This is a genomic window from Xenorhabdus japonica (assembly GCF_900115195.1).
Classification (GTDB): domain Bacteria; phylum Pseudomonadota; class Gammaproteobacteria; order Enterobacterales; family Enterobacteriaceae; genus Xenorhabdus; species Xenorhabdus japonica.
In genome coordinates, this window is sequence record NZ_FOVO01000016.1 from 36,956 (window position 1) to 53,859 (window position 16,904).

8 protein-coding genes and 1 pseudogene are annotated in these 16,904 nt (G+C 39.9%); 6 read left to right on the forward strand and 3 right to left on the reverse strand.

Translation table 11 applies throughout. The annotated features are described in order from the left end of the window. Positions 1-84 precede the first annotated feature (84 nt). Together BM135_RS08355 and BM135_RS08360 are read left to right on the forward strand one after the other, a co-directional pair. Positions 85-7,299, forward strand: coding sequence for an amino acid adenylation domain-containing protein (locus tag BM135_RS08355; RefSeq protein WP_092519303.1), 7,215 nt, complete (start codon positions 85-87; stop codon positions 7,297-7,299). Continuing rightward, on the forward strand, positions 7,296-8,474 hold the full coding sequence (locus BM135_RS08360) for an FAD-dependent monooxygenase (RefSeq protein ID WP_092519304.1): 1,179 nt from the start codon (positions 7,296-7,298) through the stop codon (positions 8,472-8,474). Before BM135_RS08355 ends, BM135_RS08360 begins: the two co-directional genes overlap by 4 nt. A 137-nt stretch (positions 8,475-8,611) precedes the next feature. Here the strand turns inward: BM135_RS08360 and fghA are convergent, their stop codons facing one another. After that, the gene (gene fghA, locus BM135_RS08365; protein ID WP_092519305.1) at positions 8,612-9,457 is read right to left on the reverse strand and encodes an S-formylglutathione hydrolase; all 846 of its coding nucleotides are present in this window, start codon (positions 9,455-9,457) and stop codon (positions 8,612-8,614) included. 124 nt (positions 9,458-9,581) lie between these two features. After that, on the reverse strand, positions 9,582-10,691 hold the full coding sequence (locus BM135_RS08370) for an S-(hydroxymethyl)glutathione dehydrogenase/class III alcohol dehydrogenase (RefSeq protein ID WP_092519306.1): 1,110 nt from the start codon (positions 10,689-10,691) through the stop codon (positions 9,582-9,584). 561 nt (positions 10,692-11,252) lie between these two features. On the opposite strand from BM135_RS08370, the gene BM135_RS08375 reads away from it, so the two are divergent. Continuing rightward, positions 11,253-11,672, forward strand: a complete 420-nt coding sequence (locus BM135_RS08375) for a hypothetical protein (RefSeq protein WP_092519307.1) — start codon at positions 11,253-11,255, stop codon at positions 11,670-11,672. Between the two features lie 237 nt (positions 11,673-11,909). Here BM135_RS08375 and BM135_RS08380 read toward each other — a convergent pair whose 3' ends face one another. Beyond that, positions 11,910-12,893 (reverse strand): IS30 family transposase, encoded by a 984-nt coding sequence (locus tag BM135_RS08380; RefSeq protein WP_092519308.1) that lies wholly within the window; start codon positions 12,891-12,893, stop codon positions 11,910-11,912. 659 nt (positions 12,894-13,552) lie between these two features. Here BM135_RS08380 and sfnG point away from each other — a divergent pair. The 3 genes and pseudogenes from sfnG (at position 13,553) to BM135_RS08390 (ending at position 16,873) form a co-directional block, all read left to right on the forward strand. Next, positions 13,553-14,644 (forward strand): dimethylsulfone monooxygenase SfnG, encoded by a 1,092-nt coding sequence (sfnG, locus tag BM135_RS08385; RefSeq protein ID WP_092519309.1) that lies wholly within the window; start codon positions 13,553-13,555, stop codon positions 14,642-14,644. 139 nt (positions 14,645-14,783) lie between these two features. Continuing rightward, a pseudogene (locus BM135_RS17375) lies at positions 14,784-15,024 on the forward strand (transposase); the annotation flags it as partial. Positions 15,025-15,364: 340 nt separating this feature from the next. Continuing rightward, on the forward strand, positions 15,365-16,873 hold the full coding sequence (locus BM135_RS08390; RefSeq protein WP_245737336.1) for a hypothetical protein: 1,509 nt from the start codon (positions 15,365-15,367) through the stop codon (positions 16,871-16,873). Positions 16,874-16,904 lie beyond the last annotated feature (31 nt).

Below are 16,904 nucleotides of genomic sequence, written 5' to 3' on the forward strand. Positions count from 1 at the left end.
GTAATGCGATATAAATTAATGAGCATTGTGTCAAGGAGAATGTAATGACTAAAATAAAACTTTCTAATTATAACGCAAGTAACCATGAACAAATTACAAGTTGTACCTCTTACTCCGTATCAAAAAGAAATCTACTATGAAACTCAACGTAATCCAGAAAGCGGTCAGTTTACTTTATCTATAGCGAGGATATTAAAAGAAAATATTAACTTTGAGAAACTTTCTCATTCAGTTAATAATGTCCTTAGCCACGATGTTACATACCGATTGCGGATCGTTGAACAAGCAGGCGTTTTGAATCAACAGATACAAGATATTACAGTTAATCAGGCGGAATCCATTGATGCTGAAGGTGAGGATGTTACTGTAATCTTCAATAAATGGTCAGAGCGGGTTTTTAATCTGGATGATAAATCGCTCCTTGAGGCTGCTCTGGTACGAAATCTACAAAATGGGTGTAGTGCTATTTTTCTTCGTGCTCACCATATTGTTAGTGATGGTTGGGGAATGAATCAATTGGCAGAAAAAATTCTCCAATATTATCGGGGTAATGAAATTAATCAGGAAATATTGCATGACAATTATCAGGAATATGTCTCAACAATAATTGAACAGGAAAAATTTCTGTCACAACCAGAAATAGAGCAACAAATAGCGGAATTGGCCATATTAACACAACGCAATGAACCTGTTTTTTTTAATCGTAAAAAGAAAACTAGTCTCTCTCACTTTATACGCCACCGATATATATTGGCTAAAACTGAAGTTGAGAAAGGGATATCTCAAGAAATCAATCCCTACCTCGCTGTTATGTCGGCGGTAACCATCTTATTGTCAAGGATACATAATAATACCGAATTAACAATAGGTGTTCCTCTGCTCAACCGTCGCATTAATCAACTCAATATTGCTGGTCAATGGGCTAATACTCTACCACTTGCTATTATGGTAAAAGCGAACGATACCCTTATTGACTTAGCGGCTCGCATTAAAACAGAAACTACAAAACTGAAAACTTTTGAACATATTCCTCTCGGGCGTTTGTTTAAATCTCTAGGAGCGGTAAAGCGTCAATGGTTTGATGTCACTGTATCTTATAATCACTTCCCTATAGGCGATATTTCCTGCCATTCCTATAAAGATATAGAGGTTTGTGGGGCGGCTCATGAAGATGATGCAATTGTGATCCATATGAGTACTTATGGGGATAATAATGATGTTATTATTGATATCATCGGCGCTGTAGATATTTTCGATGAAAATTATACATTTGAAATGTTTACTGCCTCTATAAAGCATATTATCGAACAACTTATTACATCACCAACAAAAACAGTTTCAGAAATAAACCTCTCTTCGGTAGAAGAAGATGCTCAATTAGATCTTTTTGAGCGAGGGCCTATTACAGAATTCTCGAAACAAGAAACTTTATCAACGATATTTGATACGCAGGTTTCACTGCATGGGAAAGCGATAGCTATCGCAAATTCTGGCGAGCAATCTACTCTCACTTATTCTCAGTTCCAAACCCGTATAGACAATATGGTCACTGTTTTACTGAAAGAGGGAGTGAGAAAAGAATATATTGTTGCAATATTAATGGATCGTAGCACGGATATGTTAACAGCTATTTTTGCTGTATTAAAAGCAGGTGCGGCTTATCTACCTATAGATCCTAATTATCCGCAGGAACGGATTGATTATATGCTGAATGACAGTGGTGTCGAAGTCATCATATCCGACAAACTTAATCAGTCTTTAGTCGATAAATCTTATATTGTAATTGATGGTCATGATGGTCATAACATTTCTGCTCAAGAGAATGTAAAACAGCCCAATTTATCGACAGCAGATTCCTTGGCATATATGATTTATACATCCGGCTCCACTGGGAAACCTAAGGGAGTAATGATCGATCATTATTCAGTGGTAAATCGGATTGAGTGGATGCAAGAACGTTATCCACTGGATAATACCGATGTGGTACTGCAAAAGACTCCGATTTCATTCGATGTATCCGTCTGGGAATTATTTTGGTGGTCTATCTCTGGGGCATCTGTTCACTTATTACCACCCGGTGCTCACAAAGATCCATTAGAGATAATAAAAGCAATCAGTGTACATAATGTTACTACATTGCACTTTGTTCCATCTATGCTCCAGCCTTTCTTAGATATTTTGGAAAGTGAACCTGAATTAGTGGATAAATTAACCAGCTTACGCCGTGTGTTCACTAGCGGTGAAGCACTTCCTCCTGCATGGGTTAATCAGTTCCGTAAAATTTTTTCCCCCTTTGGTTTAAATGCGCCTATTTTGGTCAACCTATACGGCCCAACAGAGGCAACCGTAGATGTATCGTATTTCGAATTTCTGCCGGAAAATAATGATGTTATCAACCGAGTCCCCATTGGTTTTCCGATTAACAACATTTCACTGAGGATCATGTCTCAGTATGGCACTCGGCAATCAGTAGGCATTGCTGGTGAGTTACAGATTAGTGGTATTGGATTAGCCCGTGGTTATCACAATAAGCCAGAATTAACTGACGAGAAATTCATTTGGGATGGAGAACAGCGCTGGTATCGTACAGGAGACTTAGCAAGGTGGTTATCTGACGGTAGCATCGAATATTTGGGAAGAATTGACAATCAGGTAAAAATTAGAGGCAATCGCATTGAATTAGGGGAAGTTCAAAACGCTCTCGAGCGCATTCCTGGAATTATCCGAGCGGAAATTTTACCACAAAAGAACCATAATGATGGTACTTACCTTTGTGCATACTATATTTTAAATAACAAAGTCTTAAATAACCAAGTTTCAAATAACGAGCGTTTTACTTCTGCAAAACTACGTCAAGCCTTACTGGAATTTTTACCTGATTTCATGGTTCCACTGAAATTTTTTCAGATTCCTTTTATTCCCCTTACTCCGAACGGTAAAGTAGATCGTGAGGCTCTTAGTGCATTTGTGAAAACAGAAGCTTTGAGTAGCCATAATGATATTCAGACTGAAACTGAATATAAATTGGCAGAAATTTGGAAGCGTGTGTTAAAGATTGAACAATTTAGTGTGCAGGACAATTTTTATACTCTGGGAGGTGACTCTATCTTAATGTTGAAAGTTCGTTCTGAAGCTGAAAAGGCCGGAATGAATGTCACTTTGTCTGAATTATCGCAACATTTGACAATCGTTGAGTTGGGTCAACAAATTGATATCGGTCATAATGCTCCAAGAACTGTTGAGTTATTCCCTTTTGCATTGATCAAAGAAAAAGAACGTGCAGGGCTTTCTCAATATGCTGATGCATTTCCTGCAACTCAGCTCCAACTCGGCCTGATATATCACAGTCAGCAGAGTAAAGACTCAGCTACTTATAAAGATGTTTTCCGCTATACGCTGAAAGGAAAGTGGGAACCTGAAATCTTCCGTAAAAGCGCAGCAGCACTTATCCAACGTCATCCCGCTCTTCGTTCACACTTTAATTTGGCTGATTTCAGCGATCCTTTGCAAATCATTAATTACAAAATCGATCTTGATTATGCAGTAGAAAGTAAAGATCTTAGCTTATGTACATTGGTTGAGTCTGAACGACTGATTAAAGAGTATATGGAAAAAAGAAGTCGCCAGGACTACCGTTTTGATTGTGCACCACTGTATCACATCTGTCTGTTTAGAACCGCAGACACCATAGAAGTGGTATTTAGTTTCCATCATGCCATTCTCGATGGCGGTAGCGTAGCAAATTTGATGCATGAACTATTCTCTCGTTACCTTAATGATGGTAGGTATATTTCTGAAACTGATGTACTTCCATCACCTGCTCTATATATACAAGATGAAATTCACGCATTACAAGATCAGGAACACCGCGTGTTCTGGAAAGAAATGTTTAATGGACTTCCCCGAACTCAATTCCCCGGATACCGATTGTACGAAAGTTTGCCAAAAAATCAGGTTTTCAAAAAAACGGCAGCCATTCCAGAAGAGATTGAAGAAAAGCTAAAAATTCTAGTACAACAAGAACATGTTTCCATTAAATCTGTTTTCTTTGCTGCACATTGTTTAACGGTGGCTATGGTGACGAATCAGGATGAAATTGCTACTGGTTTGATTACCCACGGCAGACCTGACGCACAGAATTCAGAACAGATGCTGGGCTTGTTTCTTAATACACTACCAGTACGTTTCTCTATATCTAACAAAACATGGAAAGAGTGTATTCATGCTGTATTCAGCGCTGAACAGCATCATGCGCCATATCGTAAATATCCGCTTAATGCTATCCAGCAGGTGGCAGGTGAAGGAGCGACAATAAGTTCCGCATTTAATTACATTCACTTCCACGTATTATCTGAAGTATTTAGTGGTTCTGATTTATCTCTAATCGGATTTGACCCGAGGGAAGAAACTAACTTTGAAGTATTAATCAATGTTATGACCGACTTCAACACGGGTCAAAATCACCTACGATGTGATTTTGATGGAAGTGTTTTCTCACAAGTTCAAGCTGATACTTATATTGACACCTATATGACCATATTGAACAGAATAGTCAGTAATGGTGATCAATTGGCAACCCTGAGTCAGCCAGTCACAAAAAGAAACAAGGAAATATCATCTCAAGAATTTATATCAACGCTGACCATGATTGCGAAAAATGTACAGGAGCAACCTGATGCAATAGCGATTCGTTATCATGACCTGCAATGGAGTTATGCAAAATTATGGTCAGAGTCCGGTAAAATTGCTTCCGCGCTGATTTCTGAGGGCGTTGTTCAAAATACGCCTGTCGCGATTGCTCTTGAGCGTTCTCCTGCACTAGTTGCATCACTGATTGGCGTGATGAGGGCAGGGGGAGTATGTTTACCATTAGATCAGAGTTATCCGGCTCAGCGTATTGAAGCGATGGTGAAACAAGCTCAGCCAGTACTGGCTATCGTTGATAGTAAATCCGATACATTGCTCAACGTAGTGACAGTTCCGACAATGAGAGTGGACACGTTGATAAACGGTAATACGCGTGTACCAGATCATGTACCAGATAGAGAAATAGCCCCTGAACAGCTGGCTTATTTACTGTTTACATCGGGTTCAACGGGTAACCCCAAAGGCGTGGCAATGCCACATCGAAGCCTGTCGAATTTAATTATCTGGCAAAATAAGACTCATTCTGGTAAGAATATTCGCTCCACCTTACAGTATGCACCTCTAAGTTTTGACGTTTCGTTTCAGGAAATCTTCTCGACACTGACCGCTGGTGGTGAGTTACACCTTATTAGTGAAGATGAACGGCGTGATCCTTTGCAGTTACTACGTATTATCGATACTTATCAGACAGAAAGAATTTACCTGCCTTACGTTGCACTTCAGCAATTGGCTGAAACAGCAGTAGTACTGAATATCTATCCGAAAAATCTAAAAGCAGTTATTTCATCCGGTGAACAACTTCGGGTCACCGAAGATATTCGTCTGCTTATTGGACAAATCAATAATGGTATCCTTGAGAATCAATATGGTCCCACAGAAACTCATGTTATTACTGCATTTACTATGCAAGGTGATTCAAAATCTTTCCCCGCGCTTCCTCCTATTGGTAAGAGTATCGACAATTCAGATGTAATGCTCCTGAACAGCAAATTAGAAGAAGTGGCTTCTGGTGAACAAGGCGAAATTTATGCTCGTGGTTTACCTGTGGCGTCAGGTTATTACCGTCAGCCCGAATTAACAGCAGCGCACTTTATTATGCTTAAAGACAGTGATGAGCCACTGTATCGTACAGGTGATCTGGGCGTGAAGCTTAAGGATGGCAATATTCTCTGTTTAGGTCGCAAGGATACACAGGTTAAAGTTCGTGGTTATCGCATTGAGTTGGCAGAAATAGAATTAGCCATATCGAGTACGCCTGGTGCTAATGAAGTTCTGAAAGATGTTGCTGTTGTCGTTCAGCAACATGGCGAAAGTGATGGTTTCTTAGTCGCATTCCTGATCGGGGAAAAGAACGAAGCATTTACTGTGCGCGTACAGCAACATCTGTCTGAAATCCTTCCTAAACATATGCTCCCTTCCCAAATAGAGTGGCTGGGATCACTGCCCAAGACTCCTGGTGGGAAACGTGATGATGCGGCGTTACGTGGTATACGGATCATACATGGGCATAATGATGTAGAGGATATTGCTCCACGAGACAACTATGAGCAAGTATTGTGTGATTTGGCAGCGGACTTGTTGAAAATACCCAGTTTATCTGTTCATCAAAACTTGTTTGATATCGGCGGTACATCATTGACAGCCATGAGAATGATCGTTTTGGTAGAAAAATATTTCGGTACCAGCATTCATTTGTCTCTTTTCGTTAGTAACCCAACTGTCGCACAGTTAGCGACACATGTCAGAGAAAAGGGCGGAGATCCAAAATTCAGTCCTCTTGTCCCCATGCGTACTACGGGTAATAAACGACCATTGTTTTTTGTTCATCCAATGGGAGGGAACGTATTGTCCTATTTACGGTTAGTGAAGCATTTCCCCGAGGATAAACCTTTCTATGCGTTGCAGGCTAACGGCGTGGATGCGGGATCTACGCCATTGACCAGTGTGCAGGAACAAGCTGCAAATTATCTGGAAGCCATACGTCAAATTCAACCACATGGCCCATATTCAATCGGAGGTTGGTCTTATGGCGGATTTGTCGCATTTGAGATGGCGCGTCAGTTGAAAGATCATGGGGAAGAAGTTGCCGATCTTTTCGTCTTAGATACGGTTGCTCTTAACACGGCACCTCAAGAAAAAACGAATGAGAAAGCACTACTACAATGGTTTTTTTGGGAGTTATTGTGGCTTAATAAAGGGGCGACCCTCCCTGAGCAGATTGTACCGGAGCATATTACTTCTTTGCAGGAACGATTCGAATACATCACAGAGCATGCTATTGCTACAGGAGCAATTCCACAAGGCAGTTCTCGTGCTGTCGTACAAAGATTATTTGATGTGTATAAGGCCAATTGGAAAGCAGCTACAGATTATGTTGCTTACACGGCAGATATCAATATGACTTTATTACATGCAACGCGTCCATTGCCTGAAGTATTACGCTCTATGCATGATGCGGTAAGAAGCGAGTATCAAGATCCTAAAAATGGCTGGGCGAGCAAGACAACGGGCCATATTAATGTCATTGATGTACCAGGTGATCATTTGGAAATTATGGAAGAGCCGTATGTGGCAGAAGTTGCAAGAGTAATCCTTCAAGAAATGAATAAATCCTCTAAAAAACAAGCATTGTTGGTTTCGGAGAAAATATGAATCGTCCATTAAAAGTGATCATCGTTGGAGCAGGTATTGGTGGACTAACTGCTGCTATAGTTTTACGGCAGATTGGCTATTGTGTTGAAGTTTATGAACAAGCACCAACCTTACGTGCAGCCGGTTCAGGTTTATCTGTAATGTCCAATGCTGTTGCTGCCTTATCCTCTATTGGTATTAATCTGAAATTGGAGCACTTTGGTGCTCCAATTAAATGCTTTGAAATTAGGAATGCTAAAGATCATTTGATACGCAGATTACCAATATCTGAAGTCTCGTCTTCTAATGGATTTGATAGTGTTTGTATATCACGTAAAGCATTACAGGATGCCTTGCTACAACAACTTGATAAAAACATTATACATGTCGGAGCTAAGGTCACCGAGATTACTGAGAGAGATGATGGTATTTCCATCCGTTTTGCTGATGGTAGAGAAACATGTGGCGATTTGCTCATTGGCGCTGATGGAATCTACTCTTTTGTCCGTGACTATATTCAAGGGAATAAACCAACTCGTACAGCCGATTATATCTGCTGGTTGGCTATTACCCGCTATCAACATCCGCAGATCACATCTGGCTACGTTGGTCATTATTGGGGGGCAGGAAAACGAATAGGTTTGATCGATGTAGGTGGAGGTGAAGTATATTGGTGGGGAACTGCAAATATGCATATTGAGCAAGCCCGCAAATGGCAAGGAAACAATCAAGATATCTTGTCGTATTATAAGGGATGGCCGGATGTTGTTTCCGATATTATCCTACAAACTCCATCCGAAAATATCATTGCTGTTCCTGCACAAGATAGGCCTTTTTCATCTCTCTGGGGAAAAGGAAGGATCACGCTTTTAGGAGATGCGGCTCACCCTATGCTTACAAGCCTCGGTCAAGGTGCAGGTATGGCTATTGAAGACGCTGCTGTTTTGGGGCATGTACTCAGGCAGCCGTCAGACCCAATTTTTGCTCTGCGTCAATACGAAAGAATTCGTATTCCCAGGACTGAAATATTAGTTAATGCATCAAGAAAACTGAGCGGAATTGAACAAGATGATCGTTTCTTTCATTGTTTGAAGAGGGAATTGTCCTTACGGTTTGTGCCAAAGATAAAACTCAGGAAAAGTCTCGAAGAATCATTAAATTTTGCTATAGGAGATCTTGACCTCCATACTATTTGAGGCCTTATTTACCCAAAATCGCCGCAAAACCCCGTCGTTCAAGGCGGGGAAGATATTAAGAGCGTAATAACCAAAGATGAAACGCAACTGCCGTTTCATCTATTTATTTAAATGATGGCCGCTAACTCATTTAATAATTATTGCTTCCCAGCACACTTTTGCATCGCTTTGGCATGATGGGCAATATGCTCTTCGATAAAGCTGGCGATAAAATAATAGCTATGATCATATTCTGGTCGAAGATTTATAGTCACCGGATAACCCATTTTATCGCAAATATCTTGCAATAAATGAGGACGTAACTGTTCATTCAAAAAGTCATCATTGAGGCCTTGATCGATCAGAATAGGGAGCCGTTCTTTTGCATTCTTGATCAGTTCTACCGTGTCATACTGCTTCCAATCAGAGGTGTCTTCGCCAAGATAAGCCGAAAATGCTTTTGTTCCCCAAGGAACCTGACTGGGAGCTACAATAGGCGAGAAGGCCGAAACGCTGCAATAACGTCCCGGATTTTTCAATGCAATGAGCATTGCACCATGGCCTCCCATTGAATGTCCACTGATTGCTCGTATATCAGCAACTTCAAAATGTGTTTCAATCAAATGGGGCAGCTCTGAAACAACATAATCATACATACGATAGTGTGAAGCCCAAGGGTGTTTTGCTGCGTTGAGATAAAAGCCTGCACCTTTTCCAAGATCATAGGCTGGATCATCAGCGACATCATCACCCCGAGGGCTGGTATCTGGAGCAACAATAACGATACCCTGTTCAGCAGCATAACGCTGAGCCCCTGATTTTGTGATGAAATTTTGCTCTGTGCAGGTCAAGCCAGAGAGCCAGTAAAGGACTGGTAATCTTCTCTCTTTAATCTGAGGGGGCAAGAAAACTGAGAAGCGCATCTGACAACCCAAAACCGTTGATTCATGCTGATAGACATCCTGCCATCCACCAAAGCAGGCGTGATGTTCGATTCTTTCCATTACCTTCCTCTCTAATCTAAGGCTATTTGTTGCGGCGATTATTTTGTTACGTGTCAGATACCGTGTTGCAAGCCAACACGGTTTTCTTTCTACGATAGGTCTTTTTCTACAATTAAAAAATTAATCAGTGGTGAATGACCGTTCGGATCGATTTGCCTTTATGCATCAGTTCGAAAGCTTCATTAATATCTTCCAGAGGCATCGTGTGGGTAACGAAAGGCGCTAGCTCAATTTCACCTTTCATGGCGTTTTCCACCATGCCCGGTAATTGACTGCGTCCTTTTACTCCGCCGAAAGCAGTGCCTTTCCACGTACGTCCCGTAACTAATTGGAATGGGCGGGTAGAAATCTCTTGTCCGGCACCCGCGACACCAATTATTACAGATTGTCCCCAGCCCCGGTGTGCACTTTCGAGAGCGGCACGCATGACATTGACATTACCGATACATTCGAAAGTGTGATCAACGCCCCATTTTGTCATATCTAGAATGACTTGTTGGATAGGTTTGTCATGGTCATTGGGATTGATGCAATCAGTAGCGCCAAATTGTCTGGCGAGTTCGAATTTAGTTGGATTAGTGTCAATAGCAATGATGCGACCAGCTTTTGCTTGGCGAGCACCTTGAATAACGGCAAGCCCAATCCCACCCAGTCCGAAAACGGCAACAGAATCGCCCGGCTGCACTTTGGCTGTGTTGTGTACAGCGCCAATACCCGTAGTGACGCCACAACCCAACAGACAAACATGCTCATGGTTTGCGGCTGGATTTATTTTTGCTAGTGATACCTCAGCGACGACAGTGTATTCACTGAATGTAGAGCACCCCATATAATGATAAATAGGTTGTCCATTGTAAGAAAAACGTGTTGTACCATCTGGCATGAGTCCTTTACCTTGGGTATCGCGGACTGAGATACAAAGGTTAGTTTTTCCAGACTGACAGAACTCACATTTGCCACATTCCGCTGTATATAATGGAATGACATGGTCACCCGGTTTTACACTTGTGACACCGTCACCAACTTCGACAACTACTCCAGCGCCTTCATGCCCCAGGACAACGGGGAATAATCCTTCAGGATCGCTGCCTGAAAGGGTAAAAGCATCCGTATGGCAGACACCTGTATGACTGATTTTTATCATTACTTCACCTGCTTTTGGTGGAGCAACGTCAATTTCGACAATTTCGAGTGGTTTATTTGGCCCAAAGGCAACAGCAGCTCGTGATTTCATATAACTCCTTATTTTTGTTGCTAAGATAAGTTGATACAAAAAGCGAATGCTAAATTATCCATTCAATCAGCTTTAACACCAGAATACTTTAACACTTCTATTTATCCGTATTATTTGGTTGGATTTTTGATCTATAGACAAACTTTCAAAAATAGTGAAGATTGGGATGTTCACCACATTATTCATTTGACAACAAGTTATTTCGGGGATGAAATCGTAACTACAGTAATGGGTTTGCTGTTCTTGTTAATTTGAATAGGCGCGTACTGAATTTTTAATCAAATATGCATAGTTATTTGGCAGATTATTATGATAAACGCCAGTTCCTAAAATGCATTAGGAACTGGCTTAAATTAAAGATTGGCGAATTCACTATAATAATAAATAGCAATGTTTTTTTAATTTTTAAATAGGTACATAATAGAAGACTATGATAAGGTGATTTTGAAGTATGTAATGTATTTACTGTTGTAGTAGTTATTTGTGTAAATTAAAAACTAGGATAAGTATTATAGAGGGACTTAAATAAAAAACTAAATAGCTAACCTAGGAGTCTTAATCATGGCAATTGTATTTTCATCAATAGATCCACATAGCAATCCTCTACAAACATCAAGTCAAAATTATGTTGATATTCCTGGTTTGACACTTGATGTTTCAAAGTATTCGAACTCGCCAGGTTTAACAGCATTAATCACGTTAAACATACCAACTCCTTATGCTTCAGGTAATAATTATCCTGGAGGGAACTTTATTATTATAACCAATCAAGGCGAACAATTGGCTTTCGGTGGATTTACTTACAGTAATAAGACTCCAGAATCCTATGGACGTATGCCATTTACACTGATCACTAGTTGTTCTCTTGCATCTAACATTTCTACTATAAGGGCTCAGTGGAATAATGTACGTGGTAGTACGGTACATATCGATTCATATGCATCTATTTCTGCAGTTATTCAGTGTGGTCATTTAGTTTAGTCAGCTTCAATGATTAGGTTCTGTGGCATATATAGTGTATGGCATTAATTTTGAGTTAAGCCTTTATTGATATTTTCTATTCAAAAATGAAAATCATCAGTAGAGGCTTATTCTTATGAAAATAATTTTTGCTAATTCATAAAATAATGCTCAGTTTTGTTTTATATGGTCACATTTCCAATGTGGCGTATGCTTAAATGTATTAGAAGTTATATTAAAACAACTTGGATTCACATATTAAGCGCAACACCGTAATGAACGAAGTAAATGGGTGGGTATTCCTTTAAATAACTCATTCGGTGTTTTGTAATCTCGTGTTTTACGAGGACGATTATTTAATCGGTTTGCCACAAGGTTAATCTCCAGCTCTGATACTTTATTAAAATCCGTTCCTTTTGGGAAGTAATCTCTGATTAATCCATTCGTGTTCTCATTTATCCCTCTTTCCCAAGGGGAATACGGGTGAGCAAAATAAATTTTTGTCTCTAAATTTTTACTGATCAGTTCGTGTTCGGCAAATTCGAGGCCGTTATCAAAGATAATTGTTTTAATTTTATGTTTTATCAGTGATAAATGTCTTGTGGCCGCTTTTGCGACCCCTTCTGCTGTTTTATCTTCAAGTTTAATTATGATAGTAAATAACGATTTTCGTTCAACTAATGTCAATAATGCACTTTTATGATCTTTACCAACGATAGTATCTCCTTCCCAATCACCAATACGCTGCTTTTTATCAACAAGTTTGGGGCGCTTATCAATACTGACTCTGTTTTTAATTTTTCCTCTGCGCTCATAACTTCCATAGCGTTTACGATACGGTTTTTTCGCAATCCTAAGATGTTGCCATAAATCACCCCCATTAAGTTTATCCTTATAAATCAATCGATAAATTGTTTCATGATGCAAAGAGATGATATTTTCCCTTTTGAGATAACCGACTGTTTGTTCAGGACTTAAATCTTGCCAAATTAACTGTTTGATCCACATTTCTATCTCTGGTTTCACTTTTACTGCTTTTTTAGCACAATGTCGGCGCGCTACGGCCTTAAGCTGAGCCTGTTCAGGAGCATATTTCTTTGCCTCCCGATTTCGTCTCAATTCCCGGCTAATCGTTGATGGATTTCGATTGAGTGACTTTGAAATCTCCCGTTGTGAAAAACCGGCTTCTTTCAAGCTGAAAATCTGATATCTTTCTGTTTCGGTCAGTTGTTTATAAGTCATAGCGCATTTTCCTTTGGCGAGAAAGATGCCTACTATAGCAACTGACTGCCTTTCTTAGAAATTGCACTTATTAGGCGAATCCAAGCAATCTAATTTCACCGCAGGTAGTTTTATTCTCAAATAGCAAGTAGTATTCACAGCTAAAATAATTATAAAAATTTATGTATTATCTGATGCTCAATAAATTGAGACATCATTTCAAGCCCTTATATAAGGCATACTTTCTATTAAGAAAGGCAATTACAGCTGTAGTATTAGGAAAGGAAATCAGGGGGAGGCGGTGTTTTGCTCAATCAAAGATGGATCATCAGGCAATACACTCGTATGCTGGTTAACAATGGTTATAATCACCAAATGAAATTATCAGAGGATAAACTCTTCTTGTAGGCACAGAGGGACATGGAGCAACGAGGCGCTTCAATCCATGCCGATAAGTCACTGGGGATATGGGCAGGAAACAATATCGTTATTACTACATATTAAGGGGGCAAGTAGGCAATAGAATCTCCATCTATGTAGATCATGTCACCTGCACTTATGTGCGGGATGTAGATAGCGTCAGGGCGTAACCTGTAAATCGGTACAGGCTGTGTATTCTGACGGGAGAGCAACAGCAGACCCATGATGAATATATTATTCTGATTTCAAATGGAGGTCTTATGATTGGACTCAATTCTCAACCCATTCAATTTGCTTATTGGGTGCCTAATGTTTCAGGTGGATTAGTTATAAGTAAAATCCAGCAACGTACTCACTGGGATCATACTTATAATCGCAAATTGGCTCAAATCGCCGAAAATGTAGGTTTTGATTATGCATTAACCCAAATTAGATTTACCGCTGGATATGGGGCTGAAAACCAACATGAATCGGTTACTTTTTCGCAAGATCTGCTTTCGGTAACAAATAAACTGAAAGTTATCGCAGCCCTTTTACCAGGAGCTTGGAAACCGGTGCTGGCTGCTAAACAGATAGCAACAATCAGCCAGCTTTATGGAGCCCGCATTGCTGTTAATATTGTTAGTGGTTGGTTTCGCGGTGAATTTAAAGCGATTGGTGAGCCGTGGTTGGATCATGAAGAACGTTATCTGCGTTCTGAAGAGTTTATTCGTTGTTTGAAAGGGATCTGGTCACAACCCGCGTTTAGTTTTTCTGGTGATTTTTATCGTTTCCATGATTACGTCTTAAATCCTAAACCTCTTGCACCACTACCGGAAATTTTTCAAGGGGGGAGTTCCAGAGCGGCGAGAGACATGGCGGCATGTGTTTCTGATTGGTATTTTACTAATGGTGGCAGTGTAGAATATATTCGGACACAAATCGAAGATATCAAAGCTAAAGCGTTATCGAATAATCATCAGGTAAAAATAGGTGTTAATGGCTTTGCTATTGCCCGTGATGATGAGCAAGAAGCTCGTGAAGTACTACAGGATATTTTAGATAACAGTGACTTTGAAGCGGTGAAAAGTTTTCATCATGAAGTGCAAAATGCGGGAAATGCCTCGCCGGAAAAAGAGGGAAACTGGGCAAAATCGACTTTCGAAGATCTTGTACAGTATAACGATGGTTTTAAAACCAACCTTATCGGTACACCATTACAAATAGCTCAGCGAATCATTGAATATAAGAAGGCAGGTGTGAACCTGATGTTACTTGGATTTCTGCATATGCAAGAGGAGTTAGAGTATTTTGGTAGAAAAATAATTCCGCTAGTTCGTGAATTAGAGCAACAAATTGATCAGAGTTTATAATGAGCAACTGTTTTTCACTTTAAACCGTGTGGAGTGATTCGCTCCACGGTTTATTTTCTCAATATATACAGTGGGTTGGCGTATTTACGAAAGAGAGTCTCATTGCCATTGATGGAAAAAGTTTAGGCAGCAGTTCGGGGGACATTGGGGAATAGAAAACCGTTTACACTGGGTGCTTGATATGTCAATGAACGAAGATGTCTGTGTGATACGCCGGAGTAATTCAGCTGAAATGATGCGGCACCTGAGCCTGAATATGCTTCGGGCAGAAACGACAAAGAAGACCAGCATTCGCCGAAAACAGAGAATAGTTAAGCATAAGTAGTGAGTATTTGGATAAAGTGTTAATTGCGGGTTTTAATACACAGGGCAAGAAATAAGCATTCATGCTCTTGCCCTGTGAAGATTTCCCAGTACGGGATGTAGAAAAGTTGTCTCCTTTACTGATAATTACTCGATCAATATGCGAGTAAGAGAATTAATTCATTGTTAACTTTAGTGTTTAATTGTTTTTTTATTACAGGTATTGCAGTTATTTATTCCATCTGAGATTCTGGCGAGGAATAATAGAAAATAACACTCAATAAACATTGATTATATTTCAATGTTATTATTAATCAATAAAGCTAAGTAATTAAATATGTCGCTCAGTTATATCTTTTTTTAAGCATGAATTCAATTCGAAATTTCTAATAAACCTCATGTTTTGAAAGGAGTAATATGATGGCTGGAAAAATTGATATACTTCCTGCAACTCTCTCTAATATTATCAAAGGCCAACCGTTTAGTGTGCTTGTAACAGCGAGTGGTGAGTTAAATCTTAGTAAAGATACAGAAATCGATATCGTCAGTTCAACGGGTGTACATCTAATAAAGAAATTTCCAGGTATAGTTGTTAGAGCTAATTTTTCCCAACAAATGATATTCCTTGCGGATGACACTACTAGTGATTACAAAATCTCATTTACCGCGAAGACAACAAGCAAGCCAAACGGATCGGTAGACTATAAACCTGTCGACAATCCAGAGCTGATCCCAGATAGTTGTATACTGAAAGGTTCATCATCTTATCTGTATGACCCGAAGTCCGTTGGCTTATCTGGTACTCCCCCTGCACAAAACAACCCATTCATTCAGGCGTCAATTAATCCGATGATAATTGGTGGTGGTCCAATTTCGAAATATGAAATTCAGCTTCGTACAACGGCTCCTGTGCGGATATTTAGGATGGATGATACTGAAATTTTATCTTATAAAACTGACTCTCAAAATCAGTATTATGACTTTTTGATTGATAAGCCATCAACAGAAGCTGTTAATCTTAAAATATACGCCACTCAAGGTATCGATCAATTCATCAGACTTGAGACAATATTCAGCAAGAGGGAATACAACCAAAGACAAACTCTATTTATTGCTACTTCTCCAATTACTCCTTCCAATGATTTTGATCCACCGAGCATTCAGGAAACCTATCAATCCTCAACTTTAACAAGGCCGGATCAACCCGGTTATTTCCATTTCATGGTCCCGCAGAATAATTACTTACGTCCCGGTAATTTCTTAATCGGATTTTTGACGAATGACGATAAAAACCTTTATAAAAAAGAGCTGGTCTTCGGGGAGCTAACGGTTGCCGAAGATGGATATTTTAAATTTAGAGTTGATTATAGCGATATGTATGACGGTATCAATTTTATCAGCTATGTTACTCTTGACAACACCGGCAACCCGATTGGCTCTGAACCCAATTATATAGGTTATGAGAGCGGCGGTAATAAAAACCCAAATCCCGATGACCCAAGCCGGACTCTGGTTGCACCGGAAGTATATGACCAGTGGGGTCGATATATCGGTATACATGAGGCAGTAAATATCAACAGCATCGGTACAAAAGGAATTGAGGTTTGGCTGCCAGTAGCCCCTAATGATCCGAATAAAATCGCCGTGGGTGATTCGATCACGATTAAAGCCTATATTTCATACTGCGTTGATATGAAAACACCGGTACGTCAACTGCCAATCGTGGTTGTTGATAATTACGTTGTACAACATCCCGACGTAGATAGCGGTTATTACAAGCATACCATTAAGGCCGATAAACTCATGGGTTATGACACAGCGAAGGATGCTTATGAGGGTTCGATTTCAATAGACTACAGCCGTCTTGCCCAGAACCAGAAATCACAAATTTTTGCCAGAGGATTCGACACGTTTGTACCTGAATAGCCAAAATATCTGACATGCTAATAATTACTGT

Coding starts and splice junctions, on each gene's coding strand:
- BM135_RS08355 (WP_092519303.1), top strand. CDS start 85: ATGAACAAATTACAAGTTGTACCTCTTACTCCGTATCAAAAAGAAATC.
- BM135_RS08360 (WP_092519304.1), top strand. CDS start 7,296: ATGAATCGTCCATTAAAAGTGATCATCGTTGGAGCAGGTATTGGTGGA.
- fghA (WP_092519305.1), bottom strand. CDS start 9,457: ATGGAAAGAATCGAACATCACGCCTGCTTTGGTGGATGGCAGGATGTC.
- BM135_RS08370 (WP_092519306.1), bottom strand. CDS start 10,691: ATGAAATCACGAGCTGCTGTTGCCTTTGGGCCAAATAAACCACTCGAA.
- BM135_RS08375 (WP_092519307.1), top strand. CDS start 11,253: ATGGCAATTGTATTTTCATCAATAGATCCACATAGCAATCCTCTACAA.
- BM135_RS08380 (WP_092519308.1), bottom strand. CDS start 12,893: ATGACTTATAAACAACTGACCGAAACAGAAAGATATCAGATTTTCAGC.
- sfnG (WP_092519309.1), top strand. CDS start 13,553: ATGATTGGACTCAATTCTCAACCCATTCAATTTGCTTATTGGGTGCCT.
- BM135_RS08390 (WP_245737336.1), top strand. CDS start 15,365: ATGATGGCTGGAAAAATTGATATACTTCCTGCAACTCTCTCTAATATT.